Annotated in this window: 12 protein-coding genes; 6 read left to right on the forward strand and 6 right to left on the reverse strand. The window is 74.0% G+C overall.

Going from position 1 to position 12,169, the window contains the following annotated elements; genetic code table 11:
• Positions 1 to 5: 5 nt before the first annotated feature.
• On the reverse strand, positions 6 to 275 hold the full coding sequence (locus tag AC3CCI_RS09110; protein WP_043595797.1) for a GlsB/YeaQ/YmgE family stress response membrane protein: 270 nt from the start codon (positions 273 to 275) through the stop codon (positions 6 to 8).
• A 141-nt stretch (positions 276 to 416) separates the two neighbouring features.
• The gene (locus AC3CCI_RS09115; RefSeq protein WP_354595057.1) at positions 417 to 629 is read right to left on the reverse strand and encodes a hypothetical protein; all 213 of its coding nucleotides are present in this window, start codon (positions 627 to 629) and stop codon (positions 417 to 419) included.
• A gap of 188 nt (positions 630 to 817) precedes the next feature.
• Between AC3CCI_RS09115 and AC3CCI_RS09120 the strand changes: the two genes are divergently transcribed.
• Genes AC3CCI_RS09120 through AC3CCI_RS09130 form a run of 3 tightly spaced genes read left to right on the forward strand, consistent with a single transcriptional unit; the run spans position 818 to position 4,334 of the window.
• Complete coding sequence (locus tag AC3CCI_RS09120) at positions 818 to 2,572, forward strand: circularly permuted type 2 ATP-grasp protein (RefSeq protein ID WP_488626952.1); 1,755 nt, start codon at positions 818 to 820, stop codon at positions 2,570 to 2,572.
• On the forward strand, positions 2,566 to 3,492 hold the full coding sequence (locus AC3CCI_RS09125) for an alpha-E domain-containing protein (protein WP_354595055.1): 927 nt from the start codon (positions 2,566 to 2,568) through the stop codon (positions 3,490 to 3,492). The genes AC3CCI_RS09120 and AC3CCI_RS09125 overlap by 7 nt, the downstream gene beginning before the upstream one ends.
• Entirely contained in the window at positions 3,489 to 4,334 is an 846-nt protein-coding gene (locus tag AC3CCI_RS09130; RefSeq protein WP_488626953.1) for a transglutaminase family protein, read from the forward strand. Before AC3CCI_RS09125 ends, AC3CCI_RS09130 begins: the two co-directional genes overlap by 4 nt.
• 199 nt (positions 4,335 to 4,533) lie before the next feature.
• Here the strand turns inward: AC3CCI_RS09130 and AC3CCI_RS09135 are convergent, their stop codons facing one another.
• Both AC3CCI_RS09135 and AC3CCI_RS09140 read right to left on the reverse strand, forming a co-directional pair.
• On the reverse strand, positions 4,534 to 5,391 hold the full coding sequence (locus tag AC3CCI_RS09135; protein ID WP_488626954.1) for an endo alpha-1,4 polygalactosaminidase: 858 nt from the start codon (positions 5,389 to 5,391) through the stop codon (positions 4,534 to 4,536).
• Positions 5,392 to 5,439: 48 nt separating this feature from the next.
• The gene (locus AC3CCI_RS09140; RefSeq protein ID WP_488626955.1) at positions 5,440 to 6,561 is read right to left on the reverse strand and encodes a hypothetical protein; all 1,122 of its coding nucleotides are present in this window, start codon (positions 6,559 to 6,561) and stop codon (positions 5,440 to 5,442) included.
• 174 nt (positions 6,562 to 6,735) lie between these two features.
• On the opposite strand from AC3CCI_RS09140, the gene AC3CCI_RS09145 reads away from it, so the two are divergent.
• Positions 6,736 to 7,599, forward strand: a complete 864-nt coding sequence (locus tag AC3CCI_RS09145) for a cation-transporting ATPase (RefSeq protein WP_488626956.1) — start codon at positions 6,736 to 6,738, stop codon at positions 7,597 to 7,599.
• Between the two features lie 110 nt (positions 7,600 to 7,709).
• Positions 7,710 to 8,744: a YdcF family protein gene (locus AC3CCI_RS09150; RefSeq protein WP_488626957.1), complete on the forward strand. Its 1,035-nt coding sequence runs from the start codon at positions 7,710 to 7,712 to the stop codon at positions 8,742 to 8,744.
• 152 nt (positions 8,745 to 8,896) lie between these two features.
• On the opposite strand, the gene AC3CCI_RS09155 is transcribed toward AC3CCI_RS09150, so the two are convergent.
• On the reverse strand, positions 8,897 to 10,279 hold the full coding sequence (locus tag AC3CCI_RS09155) for an MFS transporter (protein WP_488626958.1): 1,383 nt from the start codon (positions 10,277 to 10,279) through the stop codon (positions 8,897 to 8,899).
• Complete coding sequence (locus AC3CCI_RS09160; RefSeq protein WP_354595048.1) at positions 10,276 to 10,728, reverse strand: MarR family winged helix-turn-helix transcriptional regulator; 453 nt, start codon at positions 10,726 to 10,728, stop codon at positions 10,276 to 10,278. Before AC3CCI_RS09160 ends, AC3CCI_RS09155 begins: the two co-directional genes overlap by 4 nt.
• A 111-nt stretch (positions 10,729 to 10,839) precedes the next feature.
• Here AC3CCI_RS09160 and AC3CCI_RS09165 point away from each other — a divergent pair, with 111 nt between their 5' ends.
• Positions 10,840 to 12,066 carry a multidrug effflux MFS transporter gene (locus AC3CCI_RS09165; protein ID WP_354595047.1) on the forward strand — a complete coding sequence of 409 codons (1,227 nt, stop codon included), beginning with the start codon at positions 10,840 to 10,842 and terminating at the stop codon, positions 12,064 to 12,066.
• Positions 12,067 to 12,169 lie beyond the last annotated feature (103 nt).

Raw genomic sequence — 12,169 nt, forward strand, 5'->3', positions numbered from 1 at the left:
GCTGCTTACGCGCGGCTGCCCTTGCGGCCGGTGATGAAGCCCCAGATGACGAGGACGACGAGCGCGCCGAGGATGGCGATGATCCAGCTCTGGATGCTGAAGAAGCCGTCGTAGCCGACGTTGAACACGGCGCCGCCGATCCAACCGCCGATGAGGGCGCCGATGACGCCGAGGATCAGGGTGGCGATCCAGCCGCCGCCCTGACGGCCGGGGAGGATGAGCTTGGCGATGGCGCCGGCGATGAGGCCGAGGAGGATGAAGGCGAGGAAGCCCATGATGTGTTCCTTTTCGTTGGGTGCGCGGGTTGCGCTGTTGCTGCTGAGACGGTCGGGTGCGTGCCAGCGGGGTCTGTGATCACGGCCGCACGGTCGGAGTCCTCAGGAAGGTCGTTCCTTCGGTCTCCGTGGCGGGGAGGACTAGTGCGAGGCCTTGCGAGCCTTCTTCACGGCGGCCTTGCGGGCCTTCGTGACGTCCTTCTTGGCCTGGGCACGCGCCTTCTTGACCTTGGGGTCGTTCCAGAACGAGCCGAAGAAGTTGCTGATCTCCTTGTAGCGGCCCTTTCCGGCCTTGGCGCCGTAGGTGTACGCGAGGAACGCGATGAGAGCGATGACGAGGTACTTGAAGCGCATGTGGTGGTCCTCCCGGTGGGACGTTCTTGTCGTTCGCCGGTGACGCTATTCCTCCTGGGAGTTCTCTGTTACAAATCGGTCGGGTCTTGCGCTTGCGGCGTTCGCATCCGTCCTGTCGGCGCTCGGGCGTCACGCCCTCGCCGCACGACCGAAACACCCCGGCAACACCCCCTGGCTAGCGTCGAGCCATGGGTGAGCTCTTCGAGGGATACGCGACCACCACGGGTGCCGCGGCCCGGCCGGCCGGGTCGCGTCCGACCGCCACGGCGTGGGACGAGATGTTCGAGCCCGACGGCACGCCCCGCCGGGCGTACCACGACATCCACGCCACCCTCGAGGGCATGACGCAGGACGACCTGCGCGGCCGGACCGCCGCCCTGGCCGACTCGTACCTGGCGCAGGGCGTCACCTTCGACTTCGCCGGCGAGGAGCGCCCCTTCCCGCTCGACGCCGTGCCCCGCGTCGTCGAGCACGCCGAGTGGACCACCGTCGAGCGGGGCGTCAAGCAGCGCGTCAAGGCGCTCGAGGCGTTCCTCGCCGACGTCTACGGCCCGCAGACGGCGATCGCCGACGGGGTCATCCCCGCGAGCCTGATCACGAGCTCGAGCCACTTCCACCGGCAGGCGAGCGGCATCGACCCCGCCAACGGCGTGCGCATCCAGGTCAGCGGCATCGACCTGATCCGCGACGAGGCCGGGGCCTGGCGGGTGCTCGAGGACAACGTCCGCGTCCCGAGCGGCGTGAGCTACGTCATCTCGAACCGCCGGGTCATGGCGCAGACGCTGCCCGAGCTGTTCGTCTCGATGCGGGTGCGCCCGGTGGGCGACTACCCGAACCGCCTGCTCGCCGCGCTCAAGAAGAGCGCGCCGTCGGGCGTCGACGAGCCGACGGTCGTGGTGCTGACGCCGGGTGTCTTCAACTCGGCGTACTACGAGCACACCCTGCTGGCCCGTCTCATGGGCGTCGAGCTGGTCGAGGGCCGCGACCTCTACTGCTCGGGCGGCCGCGTCTTCATGAGGACCACCGGCGGGCCCGAGCGCGTCGACGTGATCTACCGCCGGGTCGACGACGAGTTCCTCGACCCGCTGCAGTTCCGGGCGGACTCGGTGCTCGGCTCGCCCGGCCTGCTGATGGCCGCGCGCCTCGGGACGGTGACCATCGCGAACGCGGTCGGCAACGGCGTCGCCGACGACAAGCTCGTCTACACGTACCTGCCCGAGCTGATCCGCTACTACCTGGGCGAGGAGGCGCTGCTGCCGAACGTGCGCACCTGGCGGCTCGAGGACCCCGGCGCCCTCGACGAGGTGCTCGACCGGCTCGACGAGCTCGTGGTCAAGCCGGTCGACGGCTCGGGGGGCAAGGGCCTCGTGGTCGGGCCCGCCGCCAGTCGACGCGAGCTCGACGACCTGCGCACGCAGCTGCAGCGCGACCCCCGCGGCTGGATCGCCCAGCCCGTGGTGCAGCTCAGCACGATCCCCACCCTGGTCCACGACGGCCTGCGCCCCCGGCACGCCGACCTGCGTCCGTTCGCTGTGCACGACGGCGACGACGTCTGGGTGCTGCCCGGCGGCCTCACCCGGGTCGCGTTGCCCGAGGGGCAGCTCGTGGTCAACAGCAGCCAGGGCGGTGGCTCGAAGGACACCTGGATCGTCGGCGGCGACGTCAACGCCTGGGCCGGGCACGACGTCAGCGCGCTCATCGCCGAGCAGACCACCCCGACCCAGTCGATCCCGGTGATCACGCCCGAGCAGGTCGCCGAGGCCGCCGCCGCGGCGGCGGACCACAGCCCCGACCACGCACCCCAGGACGACCCGCGCAACGACCAGCAGGCACAACAGCAACAGGCGAAGGAGGCGCGGCCGGGGTCGCGAGGACGCCCCGCGCCTCCTGCGTCCCCGCCCGACGACCACGCAGCCACCCCGACCGAAGGGCCATCATGCTGAGCCGCATCGCCGAGAGCCTGTTCTGGATCGGCCGGTACATCGAGCGGTCGGACGGCACGGCGCGCATCCTCGACGTCCACCTGCAGCTGCTGCTCGAGGACCCGTGGATCGAGGAGGACGTCGCCTGCCGCAGCCTGCTCGCCGTGATGGGCAGCGACGCCCCCGAGGGCGACCTGGCCCGCGGAGACGTGCTGTCGATGCTGGCCGTCGACCGGCACAACCCGGCCTCGATCGCCTACTCGCTGGGTGCCGCCCGCGAGAACGCGCGCCGGGCCCGCGAGATCGTCTCGACCGAGCTCTGGGAGTGCCTCAACACGACGCGCGCCCGCATGCCCCGCAAGGTCGCGGACGACAAGGTGCACGAGTTCTTCGCCTGGGTGCGCGAACGGAGCGCGCTCGCCGTCGGCATCATCGAGAGCGCGACGAGCCGCGACGAGGTGTGGCAGTTCTTCACCCTCGGCCGGTCGATCGAGCGGGCCGACATGACCGCACGCCTGCTCGCCACCCGCACGCTGACCGAGGCGTCGGGCCCGTCGTGGACGACGATCCTGCGGTCGTGCGGCGCCTACGAGGCCTACCTGCGCACCTACCGGGGCGTGCCGAGCGCCCGCAACGCCGCCGAGTTCCTGCTGCTGGACCGGCTCTTCCCCCGCAGCGTGCTCTTCGCGATCAGCCGGGCCGAGTCGTGCCTGCGCGAGGTCGAGCCGACGACCCACCGGGTCGCCGCGTCCGACAGCGGTGTGCGCATCCTCGGGCAGATGCGCAGCGAGCTCGAGTTCCGGCCGATCGGCGAGATCCTCGACGACTTGCCGGGCCAGATGGACACCGTGCAGGCCGCCACGAGCGCCGCGTCCGAGGCGATCCGGCAGCGGTACTTCCCGACGAGCGCGGCTCCGACCTGGGTGGGTGAGCGGTCGTGAGCCGGCTGCGCATCCGGCACGTGACCGGGTTCTCGTACCAGGGCGAGGCCGTCGCGAGCTACAACGAGGCCCGCATGCTGCCCGCGCACACCGAGGGCCAGTTCGTCCTCTCGTCGCACCTGCGCATCGAGCCGGTCGCCGCCTCGCACGAGTACGTCGACTACTGGGGCACCCGGGTGTCGTCGTTCGAGGTGCTGCTGCCGCACCGGCAGCTCTCGCTGACGGCGACCTCGCTCGTCGAGGTCCGTCCGCAGGCGCATCCGGCCGAGACGATCTCGTGGGCCGACCTCGCGTCGGTGGCGGGGGCCAGCACCTCGTTCGTCGAGCACCTCGAGCAGACGCCCCTCACCGCGCCTCCCGCCGACCTCGCGGCGGTCGGCACCGACGCCCGCGCGGCGCACACCGACCCGTGCGCCGCCGCGATGGCGATCTGCGAGACCGTGGGAGGCGCGGTGCGGTACCTGCCGGGCGTCACCAACGTGAAGACCACGGCCGCCGAGTCGTGGGCCGCCCGGGCCGGCGTCTGCCAGGACATCGCCCACGTCACCGTGGGCGCACTGCGCGCGGCGGGCATCCCGGCGCGCTACGTCAGCGGCTACCTGCACCCGAAGCCCTCGGCCGAGCTGCGCGAGACGGTCACGGGCGAGTCCCACGCCTGGGTCGAGTTCTTCTGCGGCACCTGGCACGGCTACGACCCGACCAACCTGATCGACATCGGCGAACGACACGTCGTCGTCGGCCAGGGCCGCGACTACCGCGACGTGCCGCCGCTGCGCGGGGTCTACGCCGGCTCGTCCAACAGCGAGCTCTTCGTCACCGTCGAGATCACCCGCGAGGCGTAGGGGCGGCCCCGCCGTCGCGGCTCGCGTGCGTCGCCACGCCGCGCCGCACCTTCCGCACCGCGCCACGCCAGGCCACGCCACGCCTTCCGCTCCGCACCGCGTTTCGTGCACCGCACCGCGTCGAGACACGGTGTGGTGCACGAAACGCGGTGCGGAGAGCGCGGGTGCGGCGCGGGGGCCGAAGCGCAGGAGGCGCGGGTCAGCAGGCCGTGTAGACGTGGGCCGGGTCGGTGGCCGGCACCAGGTCGCGGTCGCGCACGATGGTCGAGGGTGCCGGGTCGAGCGCGTCGACCCGGGCGCACACCGTGGCGACCGGGCCGCGCAGGTCGTCGGTGTACTCGACGTCGAACACGAGCCCGCCGTAGACGTCGGTGTAGGCGGCGCACTCGTCGTAGCGGTCGCACTCCTCGGTGACCGCGAAGTCGTAGTCGACCTCGTCGCGCCCGCGGGTGCCCAGGTCGGCGGTGTTCTTCTGGGCCGTGGCCAGCCCCGCGGCGTGCGCCCGGGCGACGAGCAGCGTGGCGTAGGCGACCGCGTCGTCCTCGCCGAAGGCTCCGTCCGACCGCGTCCACGAGTCGAGGTTGTCGAACTCGACCGCCCGGTAGCCCGAGTCGGCGCAGCCGTCGATCGTCGACGCCTGACGCTCGGCGACGGCCTGCCGCACCGCCTCCGTCGACAGGTCGAACAGGTGCTCGTCGGGCCAGCCCGGGTCGACCAGGGGTTCGCCGTCGGCCGTCCGCACCAGCAGGTCCGTCGGCCACTCCACGCCCGGCTGGGTCTGGAACCCGTTCACGTAGCAGATGCCGTAGACGCCCTCGGCGGGGTCGTCGGTGCTGTCGCGGGCGACGACGGTGGCTCCGTCGGGGACGGTCGACGCGCCTCCCAGCTGGTAGTCGAAGCGGGCGCCCTCGGGCGGCAGCTCGACGCCGTCGACCGCCGGGGCCGCGGACGCAGAGGCGCGCTCGGCCGGGCCACCGGCTCCGGCCCCGGCCGAGGTGCACCCCGCCAGGGCCAGCCCGAGGACGACGAGGCCGACGAGTCCGAGGGGTGCGCGCATGCCGTGAGCCTAGGGGAGGAGGCACTGCGACACCGCCGGGCGACGGCGTCAGACGCTGTGGGTGAGGGGGGCCGACTCCTGCTCGCTGACGGCGGCGTCGACCGGGCCGGCCATCGCCGCGGCGGCCGTCGTCGGCGTCGTGGCCGGGGCCCGCCGCGAGGCCAGGAAGTCCAGGCGCGCGGCCTCACGGGCCTGCTCGCGGTCGAGCTCGGCCTGGCGGGCGGCGGCCCGGGCGGCCGCGAGCGTGCGGGTGTTCTCGCGTGCGCGGGCGGCAGCGGCCGAGGAGGCGCGGCGCGCGGTCGCCCCCGTGGCCCGGGCGGCGACGACGGCTCCGGCCGCCGTGGCCCGGCTGCCGTGGCGCACGCCGTCCCAGGTCGAGCGGGCGGCCGGTCGGGCATGGGTCGCGACGGTGCCTCCCGTCGTGCGGAACCAGGCGACGACGACGGGCGTGGTGCGCCGTGCCCAGGCGACGGTCGCGCGCGACGCGCGACGCACGGCACGCGCCGTCGCCCGACCTGCCCGGGCCAGGGCGTCGCCGACCGTGCGGGCCGCCGCGGCGACGTGGGCGGCGGCGGTCGACAGGGCGGGGCGGAGGCGGTCGGCCAGGGTCGGCGCGGCCGGAGCCTGGTCGCCCGTCGTCGTCGCCGTGGTGGTCTCGGTGGGTGCGTCCCCGGGCGTCGGCAGCGTCGTGGTGGGCAGCGGCGTCGCGGTGTCGGCCCGTGCCGCCACGCCTGCGGCCGCGGCCGAGGTCGCGGGGAGAGGCGACGTCGGGGCGGCGACGGCGGCGACCACGGGGGCGGACGCGAGCGAGGCGGCGACCGCGGGTCGTCCGGCGGGCGGGACCCGCGCCTCCCGGGATGCCGGGGCGGTCGTGAGCGGCGAGGGGGCCGCGGAGCGCTCGTCGGCGGCGACCGGCGCCGGGTCGTCGTGGGGGAGGGCTCCCAGCACGCGGTCGGCCAGGCCGACGAGGGCGACGGTGACACCGCCGACGGCGAGGGCGGCGCCCAGCAGCCAGATGCCGACCGTGACGAAGTCGAGTTCGCCGAGCGGCATGAACCCGCCCGAGAACAGCCCCACGCTCGCCAACCGGAAGGTCGCGGCCAGGACGAGCGCGGCACCGGAGACCAGCATGACGAGCGCGATCCAGCCCGTGACTGCTGCCTTGCCCATGCGACACCTCCTGGCGCGGGACGCCTCACCGACGGTCGGTCCGGGCGGATGTCCCCTGCGAATGTAACCCCGAGGGGGGCTCGACCGTAACCCGCGGCGTCGGACGCGCCGCTCCCGGGGGATGCTCGGCTTCTGCGGGGGCTTCTCGGATGCTGGGTCGAGAGGATCGGGCGCATGGCCAACTTCGACCGTCTCCTGGGTGCCGCCGCTCGTGCGCTCGGCAACTCGTCCTCTTCTTCGTCCGGCCGCGGTGGCGCGTCCGGCGGCTCGACCGACTGGCGCGACATGGTGCGCAAGGTCTCCGACAAGGTCACCGGCGACGACCGTCAGAACGGGCAGCAGCCCCAGCCCGGCGGGTACGGCGCGCCCCGGCAGCCGCAGCACCAGCAGCCGCAGCACCAGCAGGGCGTCGGACGTCCGGGCACCGGCGGCCACGCCCCGCAGGGGTCGGCTGCCGACCGCGCGGCCCTGGCCAAGTACGACTACCTGCTGCAGACCGCGCCGCCGCAGCAGCTCGAGCAGGTGCACCGCGACGCCTTCGAGCGCCTCACGCCCGAGCAGCGCCAGCAGGTGCTCGCCCGGTTGAGCGCCGAGGTGCCCGCGGGCGAGCGCCCCGCCTCGAGCGCGCCCGCCGACCTCGCCCGCGCGGCGACCCGGGGCGAGACGGCGCACCCCGGGCTCATGAAGCGCGTGCTCGGCAGCACGGGCGGCAAGGTCGCGGCGGGTGCGGCGGTCGGTGCGGGCGTGGCCGGCGTCGCGGGCCTCGCCGTCGCCGTCGCCGGCGCGGCCGCCGTCAGCAGCGTCGCCCTGCCGTTGCTGGGCGACGCCGTTGCCTCGGGCATCGACTTCGACCAGCTGACGAACGGCTTCGGCTTCGAGGGGCTCGACGGCCTCACCGCCGGCGGCGAGGAGTACCTCGGCGGCCTCGGCGAGCAGGTCGGCGGCCTGGGCGAGCAGGTCGGTGGGCTCGGCGACCAGCTCGGCAGCCTCGGCGAGGGGTTCCGGCTCCCCGGGCTCGGCGACTTCTTCGAGCGCTGACGCCCCCGCTGACGCCCCGCCCGCCGAGACCCCACGATCTCGCCGAGACCCCCGTGCGCGCAGCGGGGTCCGGGCGACGTCCTGGGGTCTCGCCTGGGTAGCCTCGGCGCATGATTGCGATCTCGGCCGGCATCGCCGTCGTCTTCCTGCCGCTGTTCGTCGTGTCGCGACGCCGCGACGCCCGGCGGTTCCGCAACGGGGTGTTCCTGCTCATGGCCGGCGGGTTCGGCCTCGTCGCCGCGACAGGTGTCCTCGTCGCGGTCTTCCCGCCCTTCGCCCTGCTGATCGTCCTCGCGGTCGCCCTCGTGCCGGTGCTCGTGCTGGCTCTCGCAGTCTTCGCGATCGCCAACGGCGTCACGATGCTGCGGTCCGAGGGGCGCAGCCTCGGCAACCTCCTCTCGCTGCTCGCCGGGCTCGCCCTGATCGGCGTGCCGTTCCTCGTGGTGACGATCGTGGTGGCGGCCGGCCGGACGACCGTGCCCGTGCTGCAGGACGTCGTCTTCGTCCTGGCCCTGGTGATCGTGTTCGTCTCGGGGTACGCGGCGGCCACCTTCGCCGCCTTCACCCTCTGGTCGCTCGTCTACGCCCGACCCCGCGAACGTGAGCTGCCCGACGCCGTGATCGTGCTCGGCTCGGGGCTCGTCCGCGGCGAGGTGCCGCCGCTGCTGCGCAGCCGACTCGATCGGGCCCTCGCGATCTACCGCTCCGCCCCGGACGGCACGCGTCGGCCGTTGCTCGTGCCGTCCGGCGGCCAGGGGGCGGACGAGCCCCGACCCGAGGGCGAGGCCATGGCCGAGTACCTCGTCGCCCACGGGGCCGACCCGGCCGACGTGCGACCCGAGACCGCCTCGCGCAGCACCCGCGAGAACCTCGTGCTGTCCCGACGGGTGCTCGCCGAGGCCGCGCGCGAGGGCTCGACCCTGGTCGTCACCAACGACTACCACGTGCTGCGGGCGGCGCTGTTGGCGCGCGACACGGGCAGCAGCGCCGACGTCGTGGCGTCGCCGACCGCCGCCTACTACGTGCCGAGCGCCTTCCTGCGCGAGTGGGTGGCCGTCATGGTCGAGCACAAGGCGTTGAACCTGTTGCTCGTGGCCCCGTTCGTGGTGCTGATCGCGGCCTGGGTCGTGTCGCTGCACGCCTGACCGGGGCCGCCGAGGAGGCGCGGTGAGGGGAGCGCCGGCACCGCGCCTCCTGCGGGCGCCCGGCACCGCGCCTCCTGCGGTCGCCCGGCACCGCGCCTCCTGCGGTCGCGTGGCATCGCGTCGCGCCGCGCCGCGCAGGGCCGCGCCGACGCTCAGGACGGCCGGGTCGCCGTGCCCTCGTCCACCGCGAGGTCGGTCGCGGCCTCGTCGCGCTCGCGGACGGCCGCCCCGTCGCCGTCGTGCTGCAGTCGGTAGTGGAACCTGCCGGCGCCGAGGACCGGCAGGGCGCCGGTGACGGGATCGGGCTCGCCGTCGTGGACGCGCCGGACGCGCAGGTGCTGCCCGCGCACGAGCCACGCGATGGCGACGCCGGCGGCCACGAAGCCCGACGCCGCCGCGACCCCGATCGCCCAGCGCGGGCCGGCCACGTTCGCGACCCAGCCGACCACCGGGGCTCCGAGCGGGGTGCCGCCGGTGAAGACGGCCATGTAGAGCGCCATGACGCGGCCACGCATGCGCGGTGCCGTCGTGAGCTGCACGGTGGCGTTCGCCGTCGTCATCAGCGTGATCGACGCGAGCCCCACGGTGACGAGCACGGCCGCGAAGCTCCAGTAGGTCGGCATGACCGCCGCGACGAGGGAGGTCACGCCGAAGGCGAGGGCCGCGGTGACGAGCACCCGCCAGCGGGGTCTCTCGCGGCGGGCCGAGAGCAGGGCGCCGACCAGGGAGCCCACGGCGATCGACGACGACAGCAGGCCGAACCCGCTGGCGTCCACGCCGAACTCGACGCTCGCCATGGTCGAGGTGAAGATCGCGAAGTTCAGGCCGAAGGTGCCGATGACGAAGACCATGACGAACACGACGACCAGGTCGGGCCGCGACCGCACGTAGCGGAACCCCTCGCGGATCTGCCCCTTCGCCCGCGACACGGCCGGCTTCAGTTCGAGCTGGGCGACCCGGATGAACCGCAGCGACAGCAGCACGGCGGCGAACGACCCGGCGTTGATGACGAACACCCAGCCGGTGCCGATCGTGGCGATCAGGACGCCCGCGACCGCCGGTCCGACCAGGCGGGCGCCGTTGAACGAGGCCGAGTTGAGGCTGACGGCGTTGGTGAGGTGCCCCGGGGGGACCAGCTCGGACACGAAGCTCTGTCGCACCGGAGCGTCGATCGCCGCGGCCACGCCGAGCAGCAGGGCGAAGAGGTAGACCATCCAGAGCTGCACGCTGTCGGTCAGCACGAGCAGGCCCAGGCCGAGCCCGAGCAGGCCCATGCTCAGCTGCGTGACCATCAGCAGGCGTCGACGGTCGAAGCGGTCGGCGATCAGCCCGGTGATGGGCACCATCAGGATGGGCGGCGCGAACTGCAACGCCATCGTGATGCCGAGCGCCGTGGCGTCGTTGTCGGTCAGGTCGGTGAGGACGAGCCAGTCCTGCGCCGTGCGCTGCATCCAGGTGCCGACGTTCGAGACGAGGGCCCCGGCGAACCAGAGGCGGTAGTTGAACAGCGACAGGCTGCGGAACATCGCGGTCACGAGCGGGTCAGCTTCCGAAGGATGTCGGTCGCCTCGGCCAGGGTGCGGCGTTCGTCGGCGGTCAGGGCCGAGAGGCGGGGCAGCAGCCACTCGTCGCGACGCCGCCGCGTCTCGAAGACGAACGCCGCCCCGGCCTCGGTGGTCTCGAGCAGCACGCGCCGCTTGTCGTCGTCGTCGACGGTGCGGCGCAGCAGGCCGGCGTCGACGAGCTTGCCGACGGTGCGGTTCATCGACGGGGGAGTCACGCCCTCGTGCGCCGTCAGCGCCCCGATCGTCAGCGGTTGGTTCTGCACGACGTAGCCGAGTGCGGCCATCTGGGCGTCCGTGACGTCGGCGTCGGCCTTCTGCTGCCGCAGCCGCCGGGCGAGGCGCAGCACCGCCCCACGGACGTCGGTGGCGAGCTGGGCGTGGGGCAGGGCCCGAGCGGTGGGAGGCGCGGAGTCGGTCATCGCGGGCCACGATACTCGTTTAGTTCGGCTAAGTAAACGTCTGGGTGCGGGGTGTGCGATGCGCGGCACCCGGAGGCGGCACGGCACCGGCGTGCGCCTAGGCTCGGATCGATGAGCGACGACGACGTCCCGGCCGAGCCGACCCGCCCCTCCTGGCTGTCCGGGCGGGGGGCCGTGCTGACGGTGGCGCTCATCGTGGGCATCTCGCCGTTCGCGACCGACATGTACATCCCCGCCCTGCCGGCGATCGCGCGCGACCTCGGCGCCACGACGGCCGAGGTGCAGCTCAGTCTCACGGCGTTCCTGGTCGCCTTCGCCGTGGGCCAGATCGTGATCGGGCCGATCAGCGACGGGCGGGGCAGGAGGCGCGTCCTGCTGGGCGGGACGCTCCTGTTCGCCCTCGCCTCGATCGCCTGCGCCGTGGCCCCCGACGCGGCGACCCTCGTGGTGGCGCGCGTCGCGCAGGGCCTCGGCGGTGCGGCGGGCTCGGTGGCCGCCCGCGCCATGGTGGGGGACTCGACGACGGGGCTGGTGCGCAGCCGCCTCTTCGCGACGCTCGCCGCGATCAACGCCGTCGGGCCCGTCGTCGCGCCGCTCGTCGGCGGCGTCGTGCTCTCGGTGTCGACCTGGCGGGCGACGTTCGTCGTCCTCGCCGTGCTCGGGGCGGCGTTGACCTGGGCCGCCGCGCGTCGCCTGCCCGAGACCCTCGTCGACCCCGAGCCGGGGGCGGGCTCGCTGCTCGCGTCCCTGCGGCGGATGGGCACCCTGCTGGCGATGCCGAGGTTCCGCTGGTACCTGGTGACGGGCTGCGCGGCGACGATCGGGTTCTTCTCGTACATCGCGACGTCGTCGTTCGTCTTCCAGGAGCAGTACGGCTTCGGCGAGGGCCTCTACACGCTCGTCTTCGCCTCGAACGCCTCGTGCATGATCGCCTCGACCCTGGTGTTCCGCCGGCTCGTGGGGCGCTTCGCCGAGGACCACCTCTTCACCGCGGGGCTCGTCACCTGCACGGTCGGCTCGGCCCTCGTGCTGGTCGGCGCGCTGACGGGTCTCGGCCCCGCGCTCGTCTGGCCGGCGCTGGCCCTCGTGACGGCGGGCTGGGGCTGGGTGATCCCCGGGTCGATCACGCTGACGCAGGCCCTCGGGCACCGGGCGCCGGGCACCGCCGCCGCGCTCGCCGGCGGCCTCCAGTTCGGGCTCGGCGGGGCGGCGACCCCGCTCGCCGGGGCACTCGGCGGCACCGCCGTCGTCATGGGCGCGCTGATGCTCGGCTTCATCGCCACCGGGCTGGCCGTGCAGGCGTGGGCGTCGTCGCGAGGTGGCAGCCCGGCGACCTGACCCGGCGGCGCGACCCGCGCCTGCTGCGGTCGACGGCGCGACCCGCGCCTCCTGCGGTCGGCGGCGCGACCCGCGCCTCCTGCGGTCGACGGGGGGTGGTGCG

Source organism: Frigoribacterium sp. CF331 (assembly GCF_057787905.1).

Bases quoted from the DNA above. Each gene is read 5' to 3' on its own strand.
- AC3CCI_RS09115 (WP_354595057.1), bottom strand. From the start codon at position 629: ATGCGCTTCAAGTACCTCGTCATCGCTCTCATCGCGTTCCTCGCGTAC.
- AC3CCI_RS09135 (WP_488626954.1), bottom strand. From the start codon at position 5,391: ATGCGCGCACCCCTCGGACTCGTCGGCCTCGTCGTCCTCGGGCTGGCC.
- AC3CCI_RS09120 (WP_488626952.1), top strand. From the start codon at position 818: ATGGGTGAGCTCTTCGAGGGATACGCGACCACCACGGGTGCCGCGGCC.
- AC3CCI_RS09165 (WP_354595047.1), top strand. From the start codon at position 10,840: ATGAGCGACGACGACGTCCCGGCCGAGCCGACCCGCCCCTCCTGGCTG.
- AC3CCI_RS09110 (WP_043595797.1), bottom strand. From the start codon at position 275: ATGGGCTTCCTCGCCTTCATCCTCCTCGGCCTCATCGCCGGCGCCATC.
- AC3CCI_RS09140 (WP_488626955.1), bottom strand. From the start codon at position 6,561: ATGGGCAAGGCAGCAGTCACGGGCTGGATCGCGCTCGTCATGCTGGTC.
- AC3CCI_RS09145 (WP_488626956.1), top strand. From the start codon at position 6,736: ATGGCCAACTTCGACCGTCTCCTGGGTGCCGCCGCTCGTGCGCTCGGC.
- AC3CCI_RS09160 (WP_354595048.1), bottom strand. From the start codon at position 10,728: ATGACCGACTCCGCGCCTCCCACCGCTCGGGCCCTGCCCCACGCCCAG.
- AC3CCI_RS09150 (WP_488626957.1), top strand. From the start codon at position 7,710: ATGATTGCGATCTCGGCCGGCATCGCCGTCGTCTTCCTGCCGCTGTTC.
- AC3CCI_RS09125 (WP_354595055.1), top strand. From the start codon at position 2,566: ATGCTGAGCCGCATCGCCGAGAGCCTGTTCTGGATCGGCCGGTACATC.